Raw genomic sequence first — 23,598 nt, 5'->3', positions numbered from 1 at the left:
GCGGTTTGACGAATGAAGCGTCCGCCGAGCGCCTTTGAGGTTGTACAAAACTTGCGGCGCAATCTCAAAGGCAATCAACGTCGTTACGGATCGTCTCGCAGGCAGCCAGCACTCAATGAATGCCGAAGACGCCGTCAATACGATGAAGCTCGACAGGCAAGTACACGTCTTATTTTCGTACCGGTGACATAAAAGCCGGCAATTTACCACGCACATGATTGTCCGATAATGTACATTATGTCAAATTGGACTTCCCTGAGACGGGGACCCGCGTCGATAAGCGTGGGCGGCTGCTTAGTCGTCTTTGAGTGGATCCAACTTCACTGCCCCTGACCCCAGCTCGGCAAGTTCATCATCCGGATTGTAGAGTGCGCAGCTGTCTAGGCTTAGGCATCCGCAGCCGATGCAGCCATCGAGATTGTCTTTGAGACGTCGGAGGATTTCGATTTGCAGTTCTAGACGGGGGCGCCACGCTTCACTGAGGCGTTGCCAGTCCGCTTTAGTAGGCGCCGCCTCGCCATGTGGCAAAGTTTCGAGCGCCGCGGCGATCTCCCCAAGACTGAGCCCTACGCGTTGCGCTACCAGAATGAATGACACTCGCCTTAAGACACTGCGATCAAATCGACGCTGGTTGCCCGAGTTGCGATGCGAGGTGATCAACCCCTTGGCCTCATAAAACCGGATCGCCGAAGGATTGACTCCAGCACGTTGCGCAACTTCTCCAACCGACAGCTCCAAAACTCCTCCTTGACTTAAAGTTAAGTTTAACTTGCACTATGAATGCATGTCCAATTTTTCCCGAGAAGACGTCCTCCGCTTGATGCAACTAACGGACTACGACGAAAAGCACTCCCCATCAGCTCATTCCACACTCAACACCATCGTGACGCTTTACCGCGAGATCCTCGATCACGACACTGACAAATTCTTGCTTTCCAAGGGGCACGGCCCCCTCGCCTACTACGCGACGCTCGCCGCAGCCGGATTCTTCCCTACTAGCTGGATCGCTACCTACGGACAATTCGACAGCCCATTGGGCCCGCACCCGGATCGCATGCTCATTCCAGGTGTCGAGCTCAGCTCAGGCTCTCTTGGCCAAGGCCTGCCCATCGCCTGCGGGGTCGCCATTTCGCACAAGGCCCAGGCAAAACCCGGCCGAATTTTCGTGCTGGTTGGCGACGGCGAAATGGACGAAGGCTCCAATCACGAAGCCTTAGCCTTAGCGACGGCACGCAACCTAAATAACCTCACATTGCTCGTCATAGACAACCGGTCCCGCTCGTACCCGCAGGCAGTCTCATTATCCGGAATTGTCCGCGCTCACGGCTGGCAATGCGTTTCGGTCGCCGACGAACCTCGCGAAATCCGCGCCGCACTCGCAACCTCAAACACCACCCCAAAAGCAATCATTGTGGAGACGAATAATGAATGAAAACCGAGAACTAGCAATCCAAACTGTAACGAAGCTTCTAGCTGCCAATGACAAACTAGCACTGGTCTGGGCTGAGATTTCCGGGCGCTACCTGGGCAATGCGCTCGCGCAATGGCCGGAACGTGTCATCAACGTCGGTATTCGAGAGCAGCTGTTAATCAGCGTCGGAGCAGGACTAGCCCTTGATGGCATGCGTCCCATCATGCACACGTTTTCTTCGTTCCTTTTGGAACGGGCGTTTGAACAAATCAAGATTGGATTCGGACACCAGGATCTTGGCGGTGTGCTGCTGGGCATCGGCGGGTCTTTTGACTACGCCTCATCAGGGCGGACCCATCAATGCCCCGAGGACATTGCCCTCATGCTCACGCTCCCAGGAATCGAGATTCACACCCCTTCTAGCAAGGCAGAGACGACGGCAGCCATCGAGAAAGCAACTGGCGACGTCGGTTTGCATTACGTTCGCATTGCCGACCAGCGAAACTCACTTAGCCCCGCACACCCCTTGGTTCATGACGGTAATGGCCCCACCATTGTGGCGTGTGCCGAGATGCTTGATCCTGTTCTCGCGGTCGCCGAACTATTTAATGCCCGGGTGGTTCACTTCAAGTCATCCCACAAGACGGAACTCGACCAAATCTTGAAACTGTGCAGTGGTCACGCCACGATTGTCGTCGAGCCCTGGCTCGACGGATCCCTTTCACCACTGCTTCGACCGCTGTTTGCCCAACCCGAATCAACAGTGAGCTTCCTAGGAATCACCGACCCTGAGCTGCGGAGATATGGTACCGCCGCCGAGCATACTCGCGCGCACGGCCTGGACGCTATCAACCTGTCGGCCAGAATTTCGGAACTACTTTCCCAAAAACTATTGTGATCAAGAACACAGCAAGATAGGATAGGGAACAATATGTACGCGACACGCCATCTTCCTACATTGTGAAATGATTTGTCCACACATTGAGAATTGTGCTAGCTTAATCTCACACAATGAAATTGCAGTCCCAATAAAGAGGTGATCCCATGACGCAAACAGTCGCAACGACTACTCCAGCCCGGGTGGCCGGTGCCCCGCTCGATCGACAAACCAAGCGGCGCATTATCATCGCCTCAACCGTCGGCACGACCATCGAATTCTACGACTTCTACGCTTACGCAACTGCAGCGGTTGCGGTCTTCCCATACCTGTTCTTCCCGAAGAACCAGGATCCAACGGTTGGCCTGTTGGCATCCTTTGCCACCTTCGGCCTGGCGTTCGTTGCGCGCCCACTGGGCTCGGTACTGTTTGGACACTTCGGCGATAGGATTGGCCGCAAGGCCACTCTGGTGGGCTCCCTGCTGACCATGGGTATCGCTACCTTCCTGATTGGCTTGCTGCCAACCTACGCTCAAGCCGGCGTAGCAGCCCCAGCCATGCTGGCACTGATGCGCTTCGGCCAGGGCCTGGGCCTCGGCGGCGAATGGTCGGGAGCTGCGTTGCTGGCTACGGAAACCGCCGAAAAGGGCAAGCGCGCGTGGGCAGCAATGTGGCCTCAGCTGGGCGCTCCTTTCGGATTCCTGGCTGCGAACGGCCTGTTCTTGGTGTTGGTAACCATCCTGGGCCACAAGAACGGTGAAACCACCGGCGATTTCATGACCTGGGGCTGGCGTATCCCATTCTTGTTGTCTGCCGTCATGGTGTTGGTCGGTCTGTATGTCCGCTTCAAACTGGAAGAAACCCCAGTGTTTGCTCACGCCGTCGACACCGGCAAAAAGGTTTCCACGCCGCTGACTGAAGTTTTCAAGACTTCCTGGAAGCCACTGATCATCGGCACGTTCGTGATGGTTGCCTGCTACACCTTGTTCTACCTGGTCACCACCTGGATCCTGTCTTACGGAATCGGAAAACGCGAAAATGGCGGACTGGGAATCGCCTACATTCAGTTCTTGAAGCTGCAGCTGATCTCCATCTTTGCCTTCATCGCCGGTATCCCACTGTCGGGGTGGTTGGCCGACAAGTTTGGCCGTCGTCGCATCCTGCTGGTCGTTTCCATCATCATGATCGGCTTTGGTTTCACCTTCCCAATCTTCCTGGCCCCATCCACTGCTACCACCAACACTGTTTTGGCCTTCTTGACCATCGGCATGTTCATCATGGGTCTGATCTTCGGCCCGATGTCCGCGGTCCTGCCAGAGCTCTACCCGACCAACGTCCGTTACACCGGCTCCGGCATTGCGTACAACGTCTCCTCCATCCTCGGCGCCGCTATCGCCCCGTTCGTGGCAACGTGGCTGGTTAAGCACCACGGAGTTGGTTCGGTTGGCATCTACCTGGTCACGGTCACCATCATTTCCTTGCTGGCAATCCTGGCAATGCCAGAAACGAAAGACCACGACATGACGCAGATCTAGGGTTCCCCTAGGTAACAACACCCCCAAGCCTTATCTAGCTTCCGAACCGTGGGCGCTAGATAAGGCTTTTCGCGTCGCAGAACAGGCGTCTGACATTTACACTTGGCCCCATGTCTAAGTCGCGGAAAGGCCACACGATTGGCGATATCTGGGAGATAGCCCGAACCTTCACTCGGCTCGGACTCACGTCGTTTGGAGGCCCCACTGCGCATTTGGGATATTTCAAAGACACGTTCGTCGACAAGCTCCGCTGGATGAGCGAAGCAGAATACGCCCGCACTGTCGCGTTGTGCCAATTCCTGCCCGGTCCAGCGTCCTCGCAGGTAGGCATGGCAATTGGCTATCGGAAGGCAGGGCTAGGAGGCTTGTTCGCAGCCTGGCTCGCTTTTACAGCACCTTCTGCGTTAGCGCTTGGGATCTTCGGTTTGGGCGTGGACTCGGTTGATCTCGACCAGCATCGTGGCCTACTTGCCGGCCTCCTGGCTGCTGCAGTTGCCGTGGTGTTTCACGCTGTGTCCACGATGGCACGCAGCCTGGCATCCACCCCTTTCACCGCGACGATCAGTGTCACCAGTGCGCTTGCCGTTCTCTTGGTTCCGTCAGCAATCACCCAAGTGGCGATAATCGTGGGGGCAGCCACAATCGGCGTGTTCCTGTCTTCGCCTCGCGCCCAGGACACTTACCCCAATGATCCCACGACCGGACATCAGGTAGGCTCCCGAACTGCCTGGTTAGCGCTGGTGATCCTGGTCGGCTTGCTGCTCATCCTGCCAGTTGCCACCCGGCTTACCCCCTCCCATGTTCTAGCTCAGTGGGCTGCCTTCTTTCAGTCCGGAGCACTCGTTTTCGGAGGAGGACATGTAGTTCTACCGCTACTCGAACAGCACACTGTCCAGCAGGAATGGGTAACTGCGCAAGAGTTCCTCGCCGGATATTCGGCCGCACAGGCTGTGCCAGGCCCGCTGTTTACCTTCGCGTCTTACTTGGGTGCGGTCGATAGTGGAGTGGTCGGAGCGATCATCGCAACGCTTGCGATCTTCGCCCCATCGGTACTGTTAGTCCTGGTTGGCATGCATTGGTGGGACCGACTGCAGCGTTTTCCTCGGGTATCGCAGGGCGTAGCTGCGGTAAATGCCGCAGTAGTCGGCTTGCTGGCAGCAGCACTTTATGATCCGGTGTTCACGCATGGTGTCACCGGCCCCGCCAGCCTCTGCGTGGCTGCCCTGAGCTGGTTGGGACTCACCCAATGGCATCTGCCAGCCTGGGCGGTCGCGGTGGGTGCGGCACTCGTGGGAGCGGTCGTCCTTTAGCTTATCGACGCCCCGGTCGCGCCCTAGCCGTTGCGCGGAGCTGGACCGCATCGAGACAACCCAAGCGGAAGAGTGCCTCAAGGAGCGCGAACCTAAACACCCACAGCCGCCGGAAAACTGGATCGAAACCAGCGGCGGCAGCTTCCCGCAGTCGGCCTTCAAAAATCTCGCGCTGCAGGCGCAGAGTTTCTTGGTAATGCGCCCCGAAGTGGGTTTCTGCCGTGATGCGCAGCCCGGTTTCCCTATCGAAAAGTCGATGCAAATCCTCCATCCGCGGATACTCCAAATTCGGCCAAACATATTCTCGGAACACGTCTATGGCCTGCTGCGCGGTACGAGTAAATGCCGGTGTAGCCACGACCGTTTGCATGCTCAAGAAGCCATCAGCAGCCAACATCCGGTCGAAAGCGCGAACGCACAACTTGCGTGTGTGTTGCCCCATTGTCTCTAGCTTTTCGACACTCAAGATGGCATCGTAGCGCGCACCCCATTCCTCCCGCGCGGGGACTGCGTTGCGGAGCAAATGTGGGCGGGCGAGATGCGCCGCTCCATTAATCGTGACGTACTCTCCCACCGCATCGAGATGCACCGCATCAGCACTCAAGATATCGACCATCGCTCCGACATGAGTTGCGGCCAACGCCACTGCCCCACCCGAAGATGGGTATTCCAAAACGTCACTACCCTGCTCTATACGTGCCAACTCGAGTAGCGCTGTGGCAGCGCGTTGTTGTGCGTCGCTGAGATCGGCTCGATCAACTGGGCCAGGTGCGGAAACTTCGGTGACATCCACAAAATGAGCCTTAGGTTCGTTGCCACGTCCCGCACCGCGCACAAAGCTGGGTATGGAAACCCGTTCGGTCGTGCGAACCCCGGAGGCGAATACCCCACCAAACGCGCTCACCCCGTCCCCGGAATAGAGGCCGATGAGTTCGGGCGGAAGCTCCGCACCCAAATCAGCCTGGCGGGATTGTCTGCGGCCAGCTAACGGGCGCGATTGCGGAGCATATCCACTGGCTACGAGCGCGCTCAGCACAGATACCAAGCGAGGCGATTCCCATTCGCCAGCGAAGTAGCTTTCCGCTAATCCCACCCAACCACGTTCAGCGAGGCGCACGAATAGTTCACCGTGCAGAACCTCGATGTCGGGGTCTTCGCCAGAGAGTTGCAGTCCAGCTTTATGGCAGGCGGTAGCGAATTTGGCTTCGGCATGCCTGGTGCGGACGTCGATAAGCGGACCCGGAGCGCTGACACAGGCAACAGCGGGCCATAGTTCTAGGTCGACCGTTGCCAAGTGTTCGGGGGTGAACTGTGCCATCGGGGATGAAAATCCTATTCGAATCAGAAGCACCAACAAAGTGGAATAGCTGTCGATATTGTAGAGAAACTACGCCGATTTTCGTGCAGCGACACCACGAAACGCCAGGTAGTTTTGGACTAGAAAACAATTGACGCTGGTAACCGAATAGTTTTTCACCCACCTGAAGTGTGAGATTTGTCCTAGCAGGACTACGATTAGCTTGTCGGGCGCGTCAGCTGAAGCGCCAACTATTTCCTCAACAATTTCAGGAGAACTCTGACTATGTCTGAAAAGCCTTTCCGCCCCGAGGGTGGCCGCCACCATGTCGTCGTCATCGGCTCTGGTTTCGGCGGACTCTTTGCCACCCAGCGTCTAAAGAAGGCAAATGTTGACGTCACGCTGATCGATCGCACCAACCACCACCTTTTCCAGCCACTGCTCTACCAAGTAGCCACCGGCCTGCTTGCCTCCGGTGAAATCGCGCCGTCGACCCGCCAGATTTTGGCCGAGCAGGAAAACGCACACGTCATCAAGGGCGAAGTCACCGACATCAACCTCGAAGCGAAAACCATCACTTCTACCCTCGGCGGTAAGGACCGCCTCATTGAGTACGACTCCTTGATCCTCGCCGCTGGCGCCGGACAGTCCTACTTTGGCAACGATCACTTCGCCGAATTTGCCCCAGGCATGAAGACGATCGACGACGCGCTGGAAATCCGCGCCCGACTTCTCGACGCCTTCGAGCGCGCCGAGAACGCCGAGACTGCTGAAGAACGCGAACAGTTCCTCACCTTCGTCATCGTCGGCGCTGGCCCTACCGGTGTTGAGCTTGCCGGCCAGGTCGCCGAAATGGCGCACCGCACGCTGAAAGATCAGTACTCGAACTTCGACCCAGCCTCCGCCAAGATCATTCTACTCGACGGCGCCCCTCAGGTACTGCCACCGTTCGGCAAGCGCCTGGGCCGCAATGCACAGCGTCGCCTGGAAAAGCTTGGCGTCGTGGTGAAGCTCAACAGCATCGTCACCGATGTCAACGCCGAAGCCGTGACATTTAAGTCCACGAAGGACGACTCCGTGGAGAGCATCAAGTCCTACTGCAAGATCTGGTCCGCTGGCGTGGCAGCCTCCCCACTGGCCAAGATGGTTGCCGAGCAAGCTGGCGCAGAGACCGACCGCGCGGGTCGTGTCCTGGTCAACCCGGATCTTTCCGTTGGCTCCTACCCAGACGTTTTCGCAGTGGGCGATATGGCCAACCGCGACAATCTGCCTGGTGTTGCTCAGGTGGCAATGCAGGGTGGCGAGTACGTGGCCGAGCAGATCATCCACGAGATCGAAGGCCGTTCCGCGGCCGAACGCCCTACCTTCGAATACTTTGACAAGGGTTCCATGGCGACGGTCTCTCGCTACTCCGCTGTGGTGAAGATGGGCAAGATTGAAGTCACCGGCTTCATCGGCTGGATCCTATGGCTCGCAGTCCACATCATGTTCCTGGTCGGCTACCGCAACCGCTGGACCGCAGCGTGGGCTTGGGGCTTGAATGTGTTGTCTCCAAAGCGTTGGCAGATGACTGTAACCGACCAACAAATGATCGCCCGCAATGACTTGAACAAGTAAATTGCTTGCTTGTGACTAACCTCACTAGTTACTAAAAAATGCGCACTGAGAATTTTTCCTCAGTGCGCATTCACATTTGCGCAGGTACGTAATTTTTTATCACTCTGAGGAATTTCCGCACTTATAAGTGTTGCCCCCTATTATGCGAAACCCTTTGACCACGGTCACATATTCATAAGCAAAACGTAACAGCGCTGGAAATCGCCTAGAAAATCGTGGCTTGAGAGGACTACAGTAAGACCTGTAAGCGACACCATCACTTCAAATGTTGCGAAACCGGGACCAAGCGGTCGCCCGATGAGAATGTGTGAAAGACGACCGAGGTTCGCTAAGAGAAGAATCGCGACGCGTGTGAATTTGTGAAAAACGGCGATGGTATCGCGCAAAGTCCACATTAAAGACAGCGATACGAAAGGCTCGTTAACGTGACCAACGAAACGACAGCCCAGGCCTGGGACACCTTCGTCGAAGGCCCTTGGCAAGAAGAAATCAATGTGCGCGACTTCATCCAGCGCAACTACACCCCATACCTCGGCGACGCTAGCTTCCTCGCTGGCCCAACTGAAAAGACCCTGCGCCTGTTCGACCACCTCGAGAAGAACTACCTCTCCGAGGAGCGCAAGCGTCGCGTCTTCGACGTCGATACCGAAACCCCATCCGATGTCGACGCATTCAAGCCTGGCTTCATCTCCGAGGACGACGACGTCATCGTCGGCCTGCAAACCGATACCCCGCTGAAGCGCTCCATGATGCCAAACGGTGGCTGGCGCATGGTCGAACAGGCCATCCGCGAGGCTGGCAAAGAGCCTAACGAAGATATCAAGAAGATCTTCACCCAGTACCGCAAGACGCACAACGACGCTGTCTTTGACATCTACACCCCACGCATCCGCGCAGCTCGCTCCTCCCACATCATCACCGGCCTTCCCGACGCCTACGGTCGCGGACGCATCATCGGTGACTACCGCCGTGTCGCTCTCTACGGCGTAGACAAGCTGATCGAAGAAAAGAAGATCGCCAAGGACAAGGTAGCCAACAAGCCTTTCGACGAGCACTGGGCACGCTACCGCGAGGAGCACTCCGAGCAGATCAAGGCTCTGAAAAAGCTGAAGAACATGGCAGCTTCCTACGGCTTCGATATCTCTGGCCCAGCCAAGAATGCTCACGAAGCAGTCCAGTGGACCTACTTCGGCTACCTCGGTGCCATCAAGTCCCAAGACGGTGCCGCAATGTCCATCGGCCGCCTCTCCCCATTCTTCGACATCTACTTCGAGCGCGATCTCGCGGCCGGTGTCCTCACCGAAGAAGCAGCTCAGGAAATCATGGACAACCTAGTGCTCAAGCTGCGCATCGTCCGCTTCCTGCGCACGATTGACTACGATCAGATCTTCTCCGGCGACCCATACTGGGCAACCTGGTCTGACGCCGGCTTCTCCGAGGATGGTCGCCCACAGGTCACCAAGACTTCCTTCCGCCTGCTGCAGACCTTACGCAATCTGGGCCCGGCACCAGAGCCTAACATCACCATCTTCTGGTCCCCAGAGCTGCCAGAAGGCTACAAGGAATTCTGCTCCGCAATCTCCATCGAAACTTCGTCAATCCAGTACGAATCCGAGGCACAGATCCGCGAACAATGGGGCGACGACGCCGCTATCGCCTGCTGTGTCTCACCGATGGCCGTCGGCAAGCAAATGCAGTTCTTCGGCGCTCGCGTGAACGCCGCTAAGTCCCTGCTCTACGCCATCAATGGTGGCCGCGATGAAGTTTCTGGCAAGCAGATCACCACTGGCCACACCCCAATCGAAGGCGACGGACCACTCGACTTCGACGAGGTCTGGGCAAAGTACGAAGAAATGCTGGACTGGGTTGTCGGCACGTATGTAGAGGCTTTGAACATCATCCACTACTGCCATGATCGCTACGCTTACGAAGCAATTGAGATGGCGCTGCACGACTCCGAGATCATCCGCACCATGGGCTGTGGCATCGCTGGTCTGTCGATCGTCGCCGATTCCCTGTCCGCCATCAAGTACGCCAAGGTATACCCAGTGCGCGACGAAACCGGATTGGTGGTCGACTACAAGACCGAAGGTGAATTCCCGGTCTACGGCAACGACGACGACCGCGCCGACGACATCGCCGCCACCATCGTCCACACCGTGATGGCCAAGATCAAGGAAATCCCCATGTACCGCGACGCTATCCCAACGCAGTCGGTGCTCACGATTACCTCGAACGTCGTGTACGGCAAGGCTACCGGTTCCTTCCCATCCGGCCACAAGGCGGGTACCCCATTCGCACCGGGCGCCAACCCTGAAAACGGCATGGATACCCATGGCATGGTCGCCTCCATGCTGTCGGTAGGCAAGCTGGACTACCACGACGCACTCGACGGTATCTCGCTGACCAACACCATCACGCCGTCCGGTCTGGGCCGGACTAAGGATGAGCAGGTCAAGAACCTGGTCGGTATCCTTGATGCTGGCTTCATCATGGAGGACTAATCCCCTGACCGCGCCCCGGCTGCGGACCTAAAACGCTCGCAGCCAAGCTGGAACAACTCCGGCAAACAAGGCGTATGACACCCCGGAGCCTTCTCCGGGAGCGTCACTCACACCCCCCTTGGGTTTCCGCGGGGTCAGCAAAGCTTTCTAGCCCGCCCTGGCCCCGCGGAAAGAACAACTACACAACCACCACCTCAACACCTAGGAGTAGAAAATGTCTGCAAAGTCTTTCGACGAGCGTATGGCCGATATGAAAGCTGCCCGCGAAGAGCACAAGATGGATAGCGGTCTCTACCACGCAAACATCAACGTTCTCGAGGAAAACACCCTCAAGGACGCCATGGAGCACCCTGAGAAGTACCCTAACCTCACCGTTCGCGTGTCCGGCTACGCTGTCAACTTCGTGAAGCTCACCAAGGAGCAGCAGCAAGACGTCATCGACCGCACCTTCCACCAGAGCGCCTAATCCGCGCCTCCGAAAACAACTCATTCCTCCTGAGTACAGCCGGTCCGACGTCACCGCCGGCCGTGAGCAAAGCCAAGCAATTGCTACGCTCACGGTGGCGGGCACGTTGGGCCGGCTACGGGCATTTAACCCAGCACTTCCCACCGACCAATCTCACTGGCAGTGCGGGTCGGCTTCCCTTTCATCTCTTACTTCCAAGGAGTATCCATGGCTGACGGTGTCGCAGCAAAAGTAACCATCGCCCCATCCGACGGACCTAAAGTTCGGGGCACCGCCGCAGGCCTGGGGGTTTCCAGTGTTGATACCGACCTGATGTCTCGCCCGGAGCTTTTCGAAGCCCGGCGCACCGGCGATATCGGACTCGTGCACTCCTGGGAACTCGTCACCAGTGTGGACGGCCCCGGCACCCGGATGACTATTTTCATGGCCGGCTGCCCATTGCGGTGCCTGTACTGCCATAACCCGGATACCTGGGAGCTCAAGGAGGGCACCCTACACCGGGTGGAAGACCTGGTGAAGAAAATCAAACGTTACCGCCCGGTATTCAACGCCTCCGGTGGTGGCATCACGATTTCTGGCGGAGAACCGCTCTTCCAGATCGCATTCACCCGACGAGTGCTGGCCGAGGCCCACGCCGCCGGTATTCACACCTGCATCGATTCCGCTGGCTACCTGGGTGCCCGCCTAAGCGACGAGGATTTGGAAAACATCGACCTTGTCCTCCTAGATGTGAAATCCGGCCTCCCCGATACCTACGAACGACTCACCGGCCACGAGCTCGCTCCAAGCATCGCGTTTGGCGACCGCCTGAACAAACTTGGCAAACGAGTCTGGGTTCGCCACGTCCACGTCCCCGGCTACACCGACGCGCCCGAAAATGTCGAAGCAATGGCAGACATCGTGGCCCGCTGGAAAGATAATGTAGAACGCGTTGAGATCCTCCCCTTCCACAACATGGGGCGCGACAAGTGGCACGAGCTCGGCATCGAATACGAACTCGAAAACCTCTCCCCACCATCGCGCGAGTCCACCGACGCCATCCGCGACGTCTTCCGGTCCCGAGGCCTCACCGTCTATTAGTTCCTCGACCCCGCAGGAGGCCCCACAGATGCGCCCCGTGACTACCCGACCAATCCCGCGAGTGCTTTCCATCGCCGGGACAGATCCCACCGGCGGGGCCGGCCTACACGCCGATCTCAAATCGATCCTGGCGGCTGGCGGGTACGGAATGGGCGTGGTCACCGCGCTCGTAGCCCAAAACACCCAAGGGGTGCGCAGCGTACACGTACCCCCGATCGAGTTCCTCACTCAGCAACTCGATAGCGTTAGCGACGACATTGGCATCGACGCAATCAAGATCGGCATGCTCGGCAACGCTGAAATCGCCCACACCGTCGCCCAATGGCTCGAGCGTATCGACGCCCCCGTCGTCCTCGACCCCGTGATGGTTGCCACCAGCGGGCATCGCCTACTCGATTCCGAAGCCGAGGAGGTCGTCACCGAGCTCGCTCGCGAGGCAACCATCATCACCCCCAACCTGCCGGAACTGAGCGTACTGTGTGGAAAGGAACTCACCACTGCAGAAGATGCGTTGCACGCAGCCCAGGAATTCGCCGCCGAAAGCCAAACGCTCGTAGTGGTGAAAGGCGGGCACCTCAGCGGCCCCGAAGCAGGCAACTGGCTCGTGTCCGCCGACAGCGTGCTGGCACACACCCCCAGCCCTCGGATATCCACGAAGAACACCCACGGCACTGGCTGCAGCCTTAGTGCAGCACTAGCCACCAAACTCGCCCAAAGCGGTAGCCCGGAAGCAGCACTCGAGTGGTCCACGCGCTGGCTTCACGACGCCATCGCAGCCGCCGATCACCTCGACGTCGGCAAAGGCAATGGACCGATCGACCACGGGGTGTGGCTGCGCTAGCGGTGCAGCACGGCTACCAAGAAATCAGACTTCGGCGTAAACGGCCGAATATCCCACGTTCCCAGCAGCAGCTCCTGTTTCAATCCTGCTGCAGCTGCATCGGCCAAAAATTGCCGGAAATGATAGCCACGCTGCGTACCGAACCCCATGACCATGCGAGCATCCTCAGCCATCACGTCAGCCAGCGCCGCTATCGCGATCGGGCGTTCCGCTGGCTCCAAGAACGTCAACACATTGCCGGCGGTAAACACAACGTCGAAGGGACCAGCGGGGACATTCCCGGTGGCGAGATCTCCAAGCACCCAGTTGGTCTCCGGGAAATCCGTCTTGGCGTGGCTGAGCAATTCAGCGTCAACATCCACCCCCGTGACCTCGTGTCCGCGCCGGGCCAGCTCCCCACCGACGCGGCCGGTGCCGCAGCCGGCGTCGAGAATGCGCGCACCGCGCGGAGCTAGTGCGTCGAGAAACCTTGCTTCGCCGTTAATGTCTTGGCCAGCTGCCACGAAATCCTTCCAGCGCTGCGCATAGTTGGCAGAGTGCTGTGGGTTTCGGGCGACGATATCTTTCCAGGTAGGCATAATGCCTTCTAGTTTACGCCCGTCAAGACCATGAGTTGCACCGAGGACTGAGCTAACAAACGATCAGCCTGGGTCATTGCAACTTGCCACGTGTGCGTGCTCTTGCCCACATGCAAAGCGGTAGTTTCGGCACAAATCACTCCCGAACGAGCCGACTTGAAGAAGTGCGTGTTGTTGTTGATCCCAGCCACCGGCAGACCCGCAACAATGGCCCCAGCAGCCGACGCGACTGTCTCCGCGATCGACGCAAACACCCCACCATTAACCAGCCCAAAGGGCTGCAGGTGGTGCTGGCTAACCACCAGTTCGCTACGTATCGACGTCGGGGTGACAGCCGTAAATCGCATTCCCAGGTACTGGCTAAGCCCGGTAGCCATTTCGTTGAAATCGATTAGCTCGGCGTCGGTAAGCGGGCGTTGTTGCGCGGTGGCGAGGAGGTCATGAAAGCTCATAGCTTTAGTAGTTTAGGGGCACTGAGCACACAACGTCAGAGTAACTAACGGTACGATTGTCGCTATGACTGAGCAACAAGCCCTCGCCCATATTGGTGTTGTTGGTTTGGCCGTGATGGGTTCAAACCTAGCCCGCAATTTTGCTTCCCGCGGACACACCGTCGCCGTGTACAACCGCTCCTACGAAAAGACTGCCTTGCTCGTGGAGGAGCACGGCAACGAGGGCAGCTTCTTGCCCGCCAAGTCCATCGAAGAATTCGTCGCTTCCCTCGAACGCCCTCGTCGCGCCATCATCATGGTGCAGGCCGGTGCTGCGACCGACGCTGTGATTAACCAGCTCGCCGACGCAATGGAGCCTGGCGACATCATTATTGACGGCGGCAATGCACTCTACACCGACACGATGCGTCGCGAACGGGAGATCTCCGCAAAGGGCCTGCACTTTGTCGGCGCCGGAATCTCTGGAGGCGAAGAAGGTGCGCTCAACGGCCCGTCGATCATGCCCGGCGGCCCTAAGGAATCCTACGAATCGCTCGGCCCACTGCTTGAGTCCATCGCAGCCGTCGTCGACGGCGTGCCTTGCTGCACCCACATCGGCGCTGACGGCGCCGGCCACTTCGTGAAGATGGTCCACAACGGCATCGAATACGCCGACATGCAGGTCATCGGCGAGGCTTACCACCTGCTGCGCTACGCCGCCAGAATGACTCCTGCCGAAATCTCCGATGTGTTCAAGGAATGGAACACCGGCGACCTCGACTCTTACCTCGTCGAAATTACTGCCGAGGTGCTCGCTCAAGTTGATGCCGAGACGGGCCAGCCGCTTATCGACGTCATCGTCGATTCTGCGGGCCAAAAGGGTACCGGTCGCTGGACTGTGAAAGCTGCGCTCGATCTAGGCATCGCCACCACTGGTATTGGCGAAGCAGTCTTTGCGCGCGCGCTGTCTGGGGCCCGCACCCAGCGCACTGCGGCAGTAGGCAATTTGCCTGCCGGAACGCTGACTACCTTGGAAGCCCTTGGCGTGGACCGGGCCGACTTCATCGAAGACGTCCGGCGGGCACTTTACGCCTCCAAGCTCGTGGCCTATGCTCAGGGCTTTGACGAGATCAAGGCCGGTGGCGTGGAGAACAACTGGGAGCTGCGGCCAGGTGACCTCGCTACCATTTGGCGGGGCGGCTGCATCATCCGCGCCAAGTTCCTCAACCGCATCAAGGAAGCCTACGAGACCGACCCTGAGCTGCAGTCTCTGCTGCTCGATCCTTATTTCAAGGGCGAAGTGGCAAACCTCGTGGACTCCTGGCGACGCGTTGTCGTCCTGTCTACCCAGCTCGGCCTGCCGATCCCGGTATTTGCGTCCTCGCTGTCTTACTACGACTCACTGCGCTCCGAGCGCCTCCCAGCCGCACTGATCCAGGGTCAGCGCGACTTCTTCGGCGCGCACACCTACGAACGCACCGACAAGCCAGGACACTTCCACACCCTGTGGTCTGGCGACCGCACCGAGGTGCAGACTTCCTAGTGCCTAGTTAGCTGAACTGGCCGCTGGCAACTTTTAGAGGCTCCCTTCCGAAATGGATGGGAGCCTCCTTGTTGTTTCTCTCGCAGCAAGGTACTTAAACCAAGCCGAGCCACTTCCAGTAGGTAGCCGAAAGAAGGACAATCAGTAGGTAGCCGATGACGGTCAGCGGAATACCCGACTTCAGGAACTGCTTGGAGGTGAATGTTCCAGTACCGTAGGCCAACATGTTCTGTGGTGCCGACACAGGCAGCAGGAAGCCGAAGGAAATCACGAATTGTTGAATCACCACGAAGCCGATACCGCCGTCAGGGGTAGGTAGCGTCAGCGCCAGCGCAATGTAGACAGGAATCAACGCCGAAGCGAGCGCCGTGGCAGAAGCGAAACCAAGGTGGATCAAAATGGTGAACACCGACACGAGGGCAATGGTGGCGACGAGGGGCTTGTCTTCCAGCCCCAGCGATCCGAAGATCTGCTTGGAAAGCCATTCGGCGGCACCCGTCTTCAACAGGACAGAACCCAGCGAGATACCGATGGCGAATACGATCAACGTTCCCCAGTTCACCAGAGGCTCGAGAACCTTCCAGTTGTACACCCCGATCCCCGGGAGCAGCAGCAATGCAATCGCGATGATCGTGACGGTTGCGGAATCGAGCGGGTGCAGCAAGTCCTCCGTTGCCCACATGGCCAGCAGTGCGACGGAAATGCCAATCAGACGCTTCTCTGCCCCGCTAATTGGACCGAGCTCATTCAACTGCTGGATCACATTGGCCTTGCCGCCGGCAATCGTATCTACCTCTGGTTTGATCACGGCGCGCATCACAAAGTACAGCACCACCGACATCAACAAAGACCACGGTGCGGCCCACAGGAACCAGTCACCCCACGAAACAGTTTGTCCCGTCTTCGACTGTAGGAACCCTAACGCAACCAAGTTTTGAGCTGCTGCAGTCTTAATGCCAACATTCCAAATCGAAATCGATTGCGCAGCCGTAATGATCAAGATGGCGCCCAGGTTAGAGCGCTTATCCATCCCGAAGGCCGCGACCATCCCCAACAAGATCGGAACGACCGCACCAGCACGCGCAGTTGCCGACGGCACGAAGAACGCCAAAATAATGGAAATCACGATCGTGCCGATAATCACATTAGAGACTTTTTCCCCAGAAATCTTCAAGACATACAACGCCAAACGCTTGTGCAGCCCAGTGGTTTGCATGGCGGCAGCAAGCATCAGTGCGGCAGCAACAAGGGCAACTGACGACGTCGAGAAGCCTCCAAGCGCCATCTTGAGGCCCTCGTCGGTGCCCATGATCTCGCCTGGCTTCTTCGGATCTGGCGACACACCAATCAGCACTGCGACCAGGGAAATAACCAGGATCGAGCTGACGGGATAGGACACCGCCTCACTCACCCACATGATCACTGCGAACGCCAACACGGCCAACGCGATTTGTCCCTGCCAGGACAAATCTCCGCCAATTGGCAGCGCAAGCACCACTCCAAGTGTGACAAACGAGAGGATAAACCAGATGATTTTGAAGGTTGGCTTCTTCTTCGCGGCCTTTTCAGGCGCGGCAGAAACGAAAGTTGACACGGGGACGCTCCTTTTGGCGTTGAGGTCAGTGCAGGCTGGTCGCCTATTAGACACATTCCACGCAGCGATCGCCCGCAATAAATAACAAAATGATTATAACTCGCACGGATGAACCTACCAATGCGGGGTGCACAGAAAAGCTAGGTTATTGGTCACACCGCCCGACCAGGCTACACTCGATACTTAATGACTACTTTTTCCGACCTTGGCCTGCCGCTGCCGATCGTGCGCGTCCTCAACGACCAAGGAATCACCTCCCCCTTCCCGATCCAAGCCGCCGCAATCCCCGATGCCCTCGCGGGCAAAGATGTCCTCGGTCGTGGCCCCACCGGCTCTGGCAAGACTTTCACCTTCGGGCTGCCGATGCTGACCAAGCTGGCTACGACGGGTGCCTCCCGCCCGGGGCATCCTCGCGGACTAGTCCTCGCGCCGACGAGAGAATTGGCCGCACAGATCCGCGAACGCCTGAGCGATCCAGCTGCCGCCCTTGGACTGCACGTCTTGGATGTGGTCGGTGGTGTGAGCATCAACCGCAATATCCAATCGCTCGCTAGGCCGGTAGACCTCCTGGTAGCTACGCCGGGACGGGCCCAAGACCTCATTAACCAACGCATCATTTCCTTCGATGACGTGCAGATTACCGCGATCGACGAAGCCGATCACATGGCGGACATGGGCTTTTTGCCACAAGTTCGCAAGCTACTCGACCTCACGCCCGCTGATGGGCAACGTCTACTCTTTTCTGCCACCCTCGATGGTGACGTGGACAAGCTAGTCCAGCGCTACCTCACGAATCCCATCACCCACTCCACCGCCCCGGTTCAAGCTGCAGTCGACACGATGGCCCACTACCGGCTGCTCGTCGGCGATCGGGACAACCGCAACGATGTTGTGGTGGCCATCGCGGCGCGTGCGGGCAAGACGGTCATGTTCATGCGCACCAAGCACGGCGTTGACCGGCAAGTAAAGAAACTGCGACGAGTCGGCATCAATGCCGTTGGTATCCATGGCGATAAAGGGCAAAACACCCGTACGTCCGCAATTGAGGGCTTTACCTCCGGGGACATCCCCGTGCTCGTAGCCACCGACATTGCTGCACGTGGCATCGACATCAGCGGGGTCTCTCTGGTGGTGCACATCGACCCACCGGCTGAGCACAAAGCATATCTGCACCGATCTGGACGTACCGCTCGCGCTGGAACCACCGGAGCGGTAGTTACCCTCGTCCTGGACGAACAGCGTGCGGAAGTCGAAGCCCTCATCAAGAAAGCTGGGGTGAACGCGAAGGAATTCGAGGTTACGGCCAATTCTGCGAAGCTAATTGAATTAACCGGCGCCCGCACCCCATCCGGCAAACCCTTGCCGCCACCGGGCCAGCAGGCGGCACAAGCCAGACCAGCGCAAGGTACACGCACCAAGTCCAGGAAACCACGAGGCAAACAGGACCACGCTAATCAGGCACAGCCAACGCACAAAGCCGGTGAAAGCTCTGGGCCGCGGCGGCGTCGAAAAGCTGCAAGTACTGAGCCGATAGCGCGCCCTCGCAACCAGCGCGGGCCACGCCGTAACTCCCGCTAAGCGCGAGGAACGACAGGCAGTATACTTAGGAGCCACACATGGAAATCCTAATGAGCATTTTGTCATTGCTGGGCTTTATCGCGCTGACCGCGGGCACCGGCTGTTTTGTCGCAATCGAATTCGCGTTGAGTGGCATCGAGCGTTCCACTGTTGAGCAGCACGTAACCACCAAGAACGATGCGTTGGCCCGCGCAGTACAACGCGACTATAACAACTTGTCGTTCGTGCTTTCCGGCGCGCAGCTAGGCATCACGATCACCACGCTGGCAACAGGTTTCCTTGCCGAGCCTATCCTGTCCCAGTACCTGACACCGCTCCTGCAGCTGTGCGGTCTTTCCGCGAGCGCCTCCCAGCCAACGGCCCTAGTGCTGGCGATGCTCATCGCGACGCTGCTATCGATGGTGTACGGCGAGCTGGTCCCTAAAAATATCGCGATCACGCTGCCTATCCAAACGGCTCGCGGGGTCACCCGACCAGTGCATATTTTCAATCTGGTTTTCAAGTGGTTCATTGTGGGGCTGAACTCGGCGGCTAATGCCGTGCTCCGGAAATTCGGCATCGAGCCTGTCGACGAGCTTGCGTCGGCGCGTTCTCCCCAAGAGCTGCAATCCCTGGTTCGGACCTCCGCGGAGCATGGTGAACTTGACAAATCCACCGCGGTACTGCTGGGTAACTCTCTAGAATTCGGCGAATCCACCGCGGAAGAATTCATGACGCCGCGCGCCAAAATTGAGGCTTTGAGCGTTGATGACACCGTGCTTGACCTTCTCGAACTCGCCCGCGAAACCGGGCACTCGCGGTTTCCGGTTATCGACGGCGACTTGGACAACACCATCGGCGTGGTCCACGTCAAAAACGCGTTCGCCGTCGACCCAGCACAGCGCAGCACCGTAACGCTGCGCACCTTGGCCCGCCCGGTTCCAGTGATCCCGGATTCGCTTGACGGAGACGCGGTCCTCAACGCGGTGCGTTCCGCTGGTTCGCAGGTGGTACTCGTCGCCGACGAATACGGCGGTACCGCGGGGCTAGTCACGATCGAGGACGTCGTCGAAGAAATTCTCGGCGAAGTCTACGACGAATACGACGACGACGCCGATCGCGAGTTTGTCCGAAATGGCGCGGCCTGGGATATCGACGGACTGGCCCGGGTAGACGATCTTCCAGAAACGACTGGCTATTACCCACCGGAAGGCCCTTATGAAACACTCGGAGGCCTCATCATGACCACCTTGGGCCGTATCCCGGTCGAAGGCGACCTCGTGTTGCTTCCGGATCCGGAAAATGACTTTTCCGGCGAATTCGAATCGGGAATCCGGGGGCGATGGACCGCATTGATCACCTCGATGGAAGGTCGCCGCGTTGACCGCGTGGTATTGCAGCCGGTCAGTAACGAAGAAGCTACGGAGATGATGAAGTGAGTTTCTTTACCGCAGCTTTGTTAACAGTCCTTCTACTCGCCGCCAATGCGTTTTTCGTGGGCGCAGAGTTCGCCTTGATCACCTCCCGACGTGACCGCCTGGAAGCGCTCGTCGCGCAAGGAAAAATGCGAGCCCGCGCGGTCATTGAGGCGAGCGAGGATTTGTCTATGATGCTGGCTGGTGCCCAGTTTGGCATCACGGTATGTTCGCTGATCCTCGGTAAAGTAGGTGAACCAGCTATCGCCCACCTACTGGAGAAGCCTTTCCAGCTGGCCGGCCTTCCAGACCCACTTCTGCATCCGGTATCCTTCGCGGTCGCGCTGCTGATCGTCACGATTTTGCACATCCTCTTTGGCGAAATGGTGCCTAAGAACATCGCCATCGTGGGACCCGAAACCGTGGCATTGGCACTGGTGCCTGCGCATATGATGTTCGTCCGCGTCACCCGCCCATTGCTTCACGCGATGAACACGATCGCCCGGCTCACCCTCAAAATGTTTGGCATTGAGCAGAAGGACGAGCTCGACGCCACAGTGGACCAGAAACAATTGGCTACGATGATCCGCGAATCCCGCTCGGAGGGATTGTTGGATGCCGAAGAACATACCCGCCTGGCCAATGCACTACGCTCGGATAATAGAACAGTCCGCGAAGTGCTCATTCCAATGGAAAAGGCCGAGGTGTTGCACTTTGGCACCCAGGGTCCGACGCTGGGCTCGCTAGTTGATGCCGTCAACTCCACCGGCTTCTCACGTTTTCCGGTGATGGGTAAGACGTCCAACCCGATCGGTTATGTCCACATCAAAGACATTCTCGACCGCGTGAGCAGCTCCACTCCGCGCGAGACGGTCCTCCCGAAAGCCAGCCTGCGCCCGTTGACCACGATTGAGCTATCTACCACGATGGATGAGGCCGTGGCCTTGATGCGTCGTCGTCGCGCCCATATGGCCCAGGTGCGTGACAAAGGCAAGCTCGTGGGCATGCTGACTCTGGAGGACTTGATCGAGGAGTACGTGGGTACAGTCCGCGACTGGACGCATAAGGCCGACTAGCATGCTGCTTTCCCCTGAGCAATGGCAACCCCTCCTGCGTGCGCATGAGGATCGCGCACACGACCTGACCAAAGAGCATCTAGCTCGCCGCCGAGCAGGCGAAAAGCACCCTGTCTGGGACTTCCTGTTCGACTACTACCCCATCAAGCCAGCGACCCTCGCGAAATGGAACCCCGGCGTCGGTACCGCCTTGCTTCTCGACGGCGCCTCCAGCGAACCGCCGCACCTGAACTGGCGTGACTATCATGTTGTCGACACGCCATATGGCAAAGCGGTTACCGTTGATGAGGTTGGTTTCATCGACCGGCGTCGTCAAGCGATTGCTTATATCGAAGACCTCTTCCAGCGCACCGAGACCAACCCGGCGCACTACGATTGCTTTGGTTTGCACGAGTGGGCCATGGTGTATCGATCCGCAGAAACTCGCCATGACCTGCAGCTACGGCTGGGGCCTGCGGGTACTGATCAAGTGGTGGAAAATCACTCGATACGCTGCACGCATTACGACGCGTTCCGGTTCTTCACTCCTCCGGCGCGTTCCCTCAATTTCCGGGTGCTTTCTCGGGAGGATCAGCCGGACTTTGACCAACGCGGCTGCCTGCATGCAGGAATGGACCTGTACAAATGGGCGTATAAACTTGGCCCACTCATCCCAGGGTCTATGTGGCTGGACTGTTTCGAGCTCGCTAAAGAGTGCCGACGCCTCGATATGGAAGCCTCTCCCTACGATTGCCGACCGCTAGGCCTCGGCGTGGTCGCGATCGAAACGCCCGAAGGCAAAGCCGAATACGTGACACGCCAACGGCAGTTAAGCCAACGAGCTGCAGTTTTGAGGCAGAATTTGTTAGCAGTACTGTCCCCCGCCTTGGCAACCGTAAAGGAGTAACGATGGGCCGTCACCGTTCACCACAATCAAACTCTGGGGTGTCTAAAGAGTTAATCATGTGGGTTATTGGTGCCCTCGTGCTCGTCGTTGCCTTGGTGGCCTGGCTGTTACTGCGCAACTCCACCGCGCAGCAACACGACACCACCGCCGAGTGCCCGCGTGGGGACCTCACGATCCCCTACGCACTCATCGACGCCTCCGCCCCGCAGCAGCTTTTCGACGACTACCTCGCTACTCACCCCAAAACCCAAGACTATTGCGTCACCGGGTTTCAAAAGGTAGAGCTGGCGGACGCAGCCTTCGCGCTCACAGCGCACACCGATGCTGACACGCAGCAACGCCTCGAGAAGGCGAAGCGGACCGCCGCCACCCAGAACTGGCCAACCGCCCAGCTTATCGACGTCGGCGTGGCAGCTGGCCCGCAGGCCACAGACCTCAAGGATGCCGCTTTGGTGTCTACCCAGTCGGATGCTGCTGCCGTGGCTGCTGTTCTTCGCGGAAGCAATCAGTGGCCGCCGTTGGAATCTCTTGACCAGGTTGCAGCTCAAAACAAGCCGTTTGCTGCGTTGTCCAATGCTTCTATGCCTCCGGGGTATTCCTTTCACGCAGCTACTCCGCGGGAAGCCTGGCCGGAACGCGTCGTGGCACTACAAACCGCGCAGAAGGTCACCGAAGAGCAGGCCCGAGGCGCAGCGGAATTTGCTAAATTCGTGGACTCGAAAGGACTCCGAGCTACGCCTGGTGTAGTTTCCGCCCTGAAGTTCCCGACGTCGGATCAGGCTGGTGCAGGTCAAGCTGCCACCGAGGCACCCGCGCCCCAGCCTGCACAGACCTCGGCTGCGCTACCTGCAAATACTGACACGCTGATCGTGTTGGATACCTCCAATTCGATGGCTGCGCATCTTCCAGCGGTGAAGACAGCACTCGCCGATACCGCTCGTGACCTGGGCGCTGCTGGAGCACGGATCGGCTTGTGGAACTACTCTTCCCCGCTGAGCCTGGGTGTCACCAAGAGCTGGCGAAATAATGTCTCAATCATCGATGACAGCCAAGGCATCAATGCCGCCAACGCAGTCAGTGCCCTTGGCAGCGGTGGCGTGCCAAACACAGTGGAAGCGCTAACCGCCGCAGACCAAGTGGCTGCCGACTACCAGCGCGAAACCGGTCGCGAAGTGCGCATTCTCCTTGTAACCAGTGGTACAGCTGATGCCCCTGGTTTCAGTGGAACGCTAGCGTCACGCGTCGCGGTCGTTCACGTAGGCGCAGAAGGCGTGGACGCCGAGCTGGCGAAACGCGCACAACCGGCGCTAAAGGCCCCGAATGATGCAGACATCACCAACGCTGTTCGCAAGGCGGTTGGTCTCGTCAATTAGCTCCGCAGCCCTGGTGGGGTCGAGGCCACTCGCGTTTTGGATCCCCGTGCAGCATGGCCAGCTAGAACCAGGAGTTAGGTAAAGAAATTCGTGTCCTTGATTCGCGATTTCTGCAACGAAGTAGTCCTAAAACCAGCATGTATTGTTGCCGGGGAGCCGTATGCCGTCTATGTCGTCCCTTGGGAGTAGTCGGACTACTGCTGTGGG

20 protein-coding genes are annotated in these 23,598 nt (G+C 58.2%); 15 read left to right on the top strand and 5 right to left on the bottom strand.

Annotation, left to right across the window (positions count from 1 at the left end):
• Positions 1-294: 294 nt before the first annotated feature.
• Complete coding sequence (soxR, locus tag CEPID_RS06015) at positions 295-738, bottom strand: redox-sensitive transcriptional activator SoxR (protein WP_047240189.1); 444 nt, start codon at positions 736-738, stop codon at positions 295-297.
• A gap of 46 nt (positions 739-784) precedes the next feature.
• On the opposite strand from soxR, the gene CEPID_RS06010 reads away from it, so the two are divergent.
• The 4 genes from CEPID_RS06010 (at position 785) to chrA (ending at position 5,133) form a co-directional block, all read left to right on the top strand.
• The gene (locus CEPID_RS06010; RefSeq protein WP_052843405.1) at positions 785-1,432 is read left to right on the top strand and encodes a thiamine pyrophosphate-dependent enzyme; all 648 of its coding nucleotides are present in this window, start codon (positions 785-787) and stop codon (positions 1,430-1,432) included.
• Positions 1,425-2,309, top strand: coding sequence for a transketolase family protein (locus CEPID_RS06005; RefSeq protein ID WP_047240188.1), 885 nt, complete (start codon positions 1,425-1,427; stop codon positions 2,307-2,309). Before CEPID_RS06010 ends, CEPID_RS06005 begins: the two co-directional genes overlap by 8 nt.
• Positions 2,310-2,455: 146 nt before the next feature.
• A complete protein-coding gene (locus tag CEPID_RS06000) occupies positions 2,456-3,823 on the top strand; it encodes an MFS transporter (RefSeq protein ID WP_047240187.1) in 1,368 nt (455 codons plus the stop codon).
• A gap of 137 nt (positions 3,824-3,960) precedes the next feature.
• Positions 3,961-5,133 (top strand): chromate efflux transporter, encoded by a 1,173-nt coding sequence (gene chrA / locus CEPID_RS05995; protein ID WP_144413551.1) that lies wholly within the window; start codon positions 3,961-3,963, stop codon positions 5,131-5,133.
• A 1-nt stretch (position 5,134) separates the two neighbouring features.
• On the opposite strand, the gene CEPID_RS05990 is transcribed toward chrA, so the two are convergent.
• Entirely contained in the window at positions 5,135-6,451 is a 1,317-nt protein-coding gene (locus tag CEPID_RS05990; RefSeq protein ID WP_047240185.1) for a class I SAM-dependent methyltransferase, read from the bottom strand.
• Between the two features lie 264 nt (positions 6,452-6,715).
• Between CEPID_RS05990 and CEPID_RS05985 the strand changes: the two genes are divergently transcribed.
• The 5 genes from CEPID_RS05985 (at position 6,716) to thiD (ending at position 12,938) form a co-directional block, all read left to right on the top strand.
• Complete coding sequence (locus CEPID_RS05985) at positions 6,716-8,047, top strand: NAD(P)/FAD-dependent oxidoreductase (protein WP_047240184.1); 1,332 nt, start codon at positions 6,716-6,718, stop codon at positions 8,045-8,047.
• Positions 8,048-8,472: 425 nt separating this feature from the next.
• Positions 8,473-10,551 carry a pyruvate formate lyase family protein gene (locus CEPID_RS05980; RefSeq protein ID WP_047240183.1) on the top strand — a complete coding sequence of 693 codons (2,079 nt, stop codon included), beginning with the start codon at positions 8,473-8,475 and terminating at the stop codon, positions 10,549-10,551.
• 214 nt (positions 10,552-10,765) lie between these two features.
• Entirely contained in the window at positions 10,766-11,017 is a 252-nt protein-coding gene (gene grcA2, locus CEPID_RS05975) for an autonomous glycyl radical cofactor GrcA2 (protein WP_047240182.1), read from the top strand.
• Positions 11,018-11,224: 207 nt separating this feature from the next.
• Positions 11,225-12,097, top strand: a complete 873-nt coding sequence (gene pflA / locus CEPID_RS05970; RefSeq protein ID WP_047240181.1) for a pyruvate formate-lyase-activating protein — start codon at positions 11,225-11,227, stop codon at positions 12,095-12,097.
• A gap of 28 nt (positions 12,098-12,125) precedes the next feature.
• Positions 12,126-12,938 (top strand): bifunctional hydroxymethylpyrimidine kinase/phosphomethylpyrimidine kinase, encoded by an 813-nt coding sequence (gene thiD / locus CEPID_RS05965; RefSeq protein ID WP_047240180.1) that lies wholly within the window; start codon positions 12,126-12,128, stop codon positions 12,936-12,938.
• Here thiD and CEPID_RS05960 read toward each other — a convergent pair.
• Both CEPID_RS05960 and CEPID_RS05955 read right to left on the bottom strand, forming a co-directional pair.
• Complete coding sequence (locus tag CEPID_RS05960) at positions 12,935-13,516, bottom strand: class I SAM-dependent methyltransferase (protein WP_047240179.1); 582 nt, start codon at positions 13,514-13,516, stop codon at positions 12,935-12,937. The genes thiD and CEPID_RS05960 overlap by 4 nt on opposite strands.
• A gap of 8 nt (positions 13,517-13,524) precedes the next feature.
• A complete protein-coding gene (locus tag CEPID_RS05955; RefSeq protein ID WP_047240178.1) occupies positions 13,525-13,968 on the bottom strand; it encodes a PaaI family thioesterase in 444 nt (147 codons plus the stop codon).
• A gap of 64 nt (positions 13,969-14,032) precedes the next feature.
• On the opposite strand from CEPID_RS05955, the gene gndA reads away from it, so the two are divergent.
• Entirely contained in the window at positions 14,033-15,490 is a 1,458-nt protein-coding gene (gene gndA / locus CEPID_RS05950) for an NADP-dependent phosphogluconate dehydrogenase (protein WP_047240177.1), read from the top strand.
• 94 nt (positions 15,491-15,584) lie between these two features.
• Here gndA and CEPID_RS05945 read toward each other — a convergent pair whose 3' ends face one another.
• Positions 15,585-17,084, bottom strand: a complete 1,500-nt coding sequence (locus tag CEPID_RS05945) for an SLC13 family permease (RefSeq protein ID WP_047240176.1) — start codon at positions 17,082-17,084, stop codon at positions 15,585-15,587.
• A 186-nt stretch (positions 17,085-17,270) separates the two neighbouring features.
• Here CEPID_RS05945 and CEPID_RS05940 point away from each other — a divergent pair, with 186 nt between their 5' ends.
• Genes CEPID_RS05940 through CEPID_RS05920 form a run of 5 tightly spaced genes read left to right on the top strand, consistent with a single transcriptional unit; the run spans position 17,271 to position 23,391 of the window.
• Entirely contained in the window at positions 17,271-18,662 is a 1,392-nt protein-coding gene (locus CEPID_RS05940) for a DEAD/DEAH box helicase (RefSeq protein WP_047240175.1), read from the top strand.
• 38 nt (positions 18,663-18,700) lie between these two features.
• The gene (locus tag CEPID_RS05935; RefSeq protein WP_047240174.1) at positions 18,701-20,080 is read left to right on the top strand and encodes a hemolysin family protein; all 1,380 of its coding nucleotides are present in this window, start codon (positions 18,701-18,703) and stop codon (positions 20,078-20,080) included.
• Positions 20,077-21,132, top strand: coding sequence for a hemolysin family protein (locus tag CEPID_RS05930; RefSeq protein ID WP_047240173.1), 1,056 nt, complete (start codon positions 20,077-20,079; stop codon positions 21,130-21,132). The genes CEPID_RS05935 and CEPID_RS05930 overlap by 4 nt, the downstream gene beginning before the upstream one ends.
• Before the next feature lies 1 nt (position 21,133).
• A complete protein-coding gene (locus CEPID_RS05925; protein ID WP_047240172.1) occupies positions 21,134-22,018 on the top strand; it encodes a hypothetical protein in 885 nt (294 codons plus the stop codon).
• A gap of 56 nt (positions 22,019-22,074) precedes the next feature.
• Positions 22,075-23,391, top strand: a complete 1,317-nt coding sequence (locus CEPID_RS05920) for a vWA domain-containing protein (RefSeq protein ID WP_158408031.1) — start codon at positions 22,075-22,077, stop codon at positions 23,389-23,391.
• Positions 23,392-23,598: the final 207 nt, after the last annotated feature.

It is taken from the genome of Corynebacterium epidermidicanis (assembly GCF_001021025.1).
In the GTDB taxonomy this organism is placed as follows: Bacteria; Actinomycetota; Actinomycetes; order Mycobacteriales; family Mycobacteriaceae; genus Corynebacterium; species Corynebacterium epidermidicanis.
This window is presented reverse-complemented; position numbering and strand designations above follow the sequence as displayed.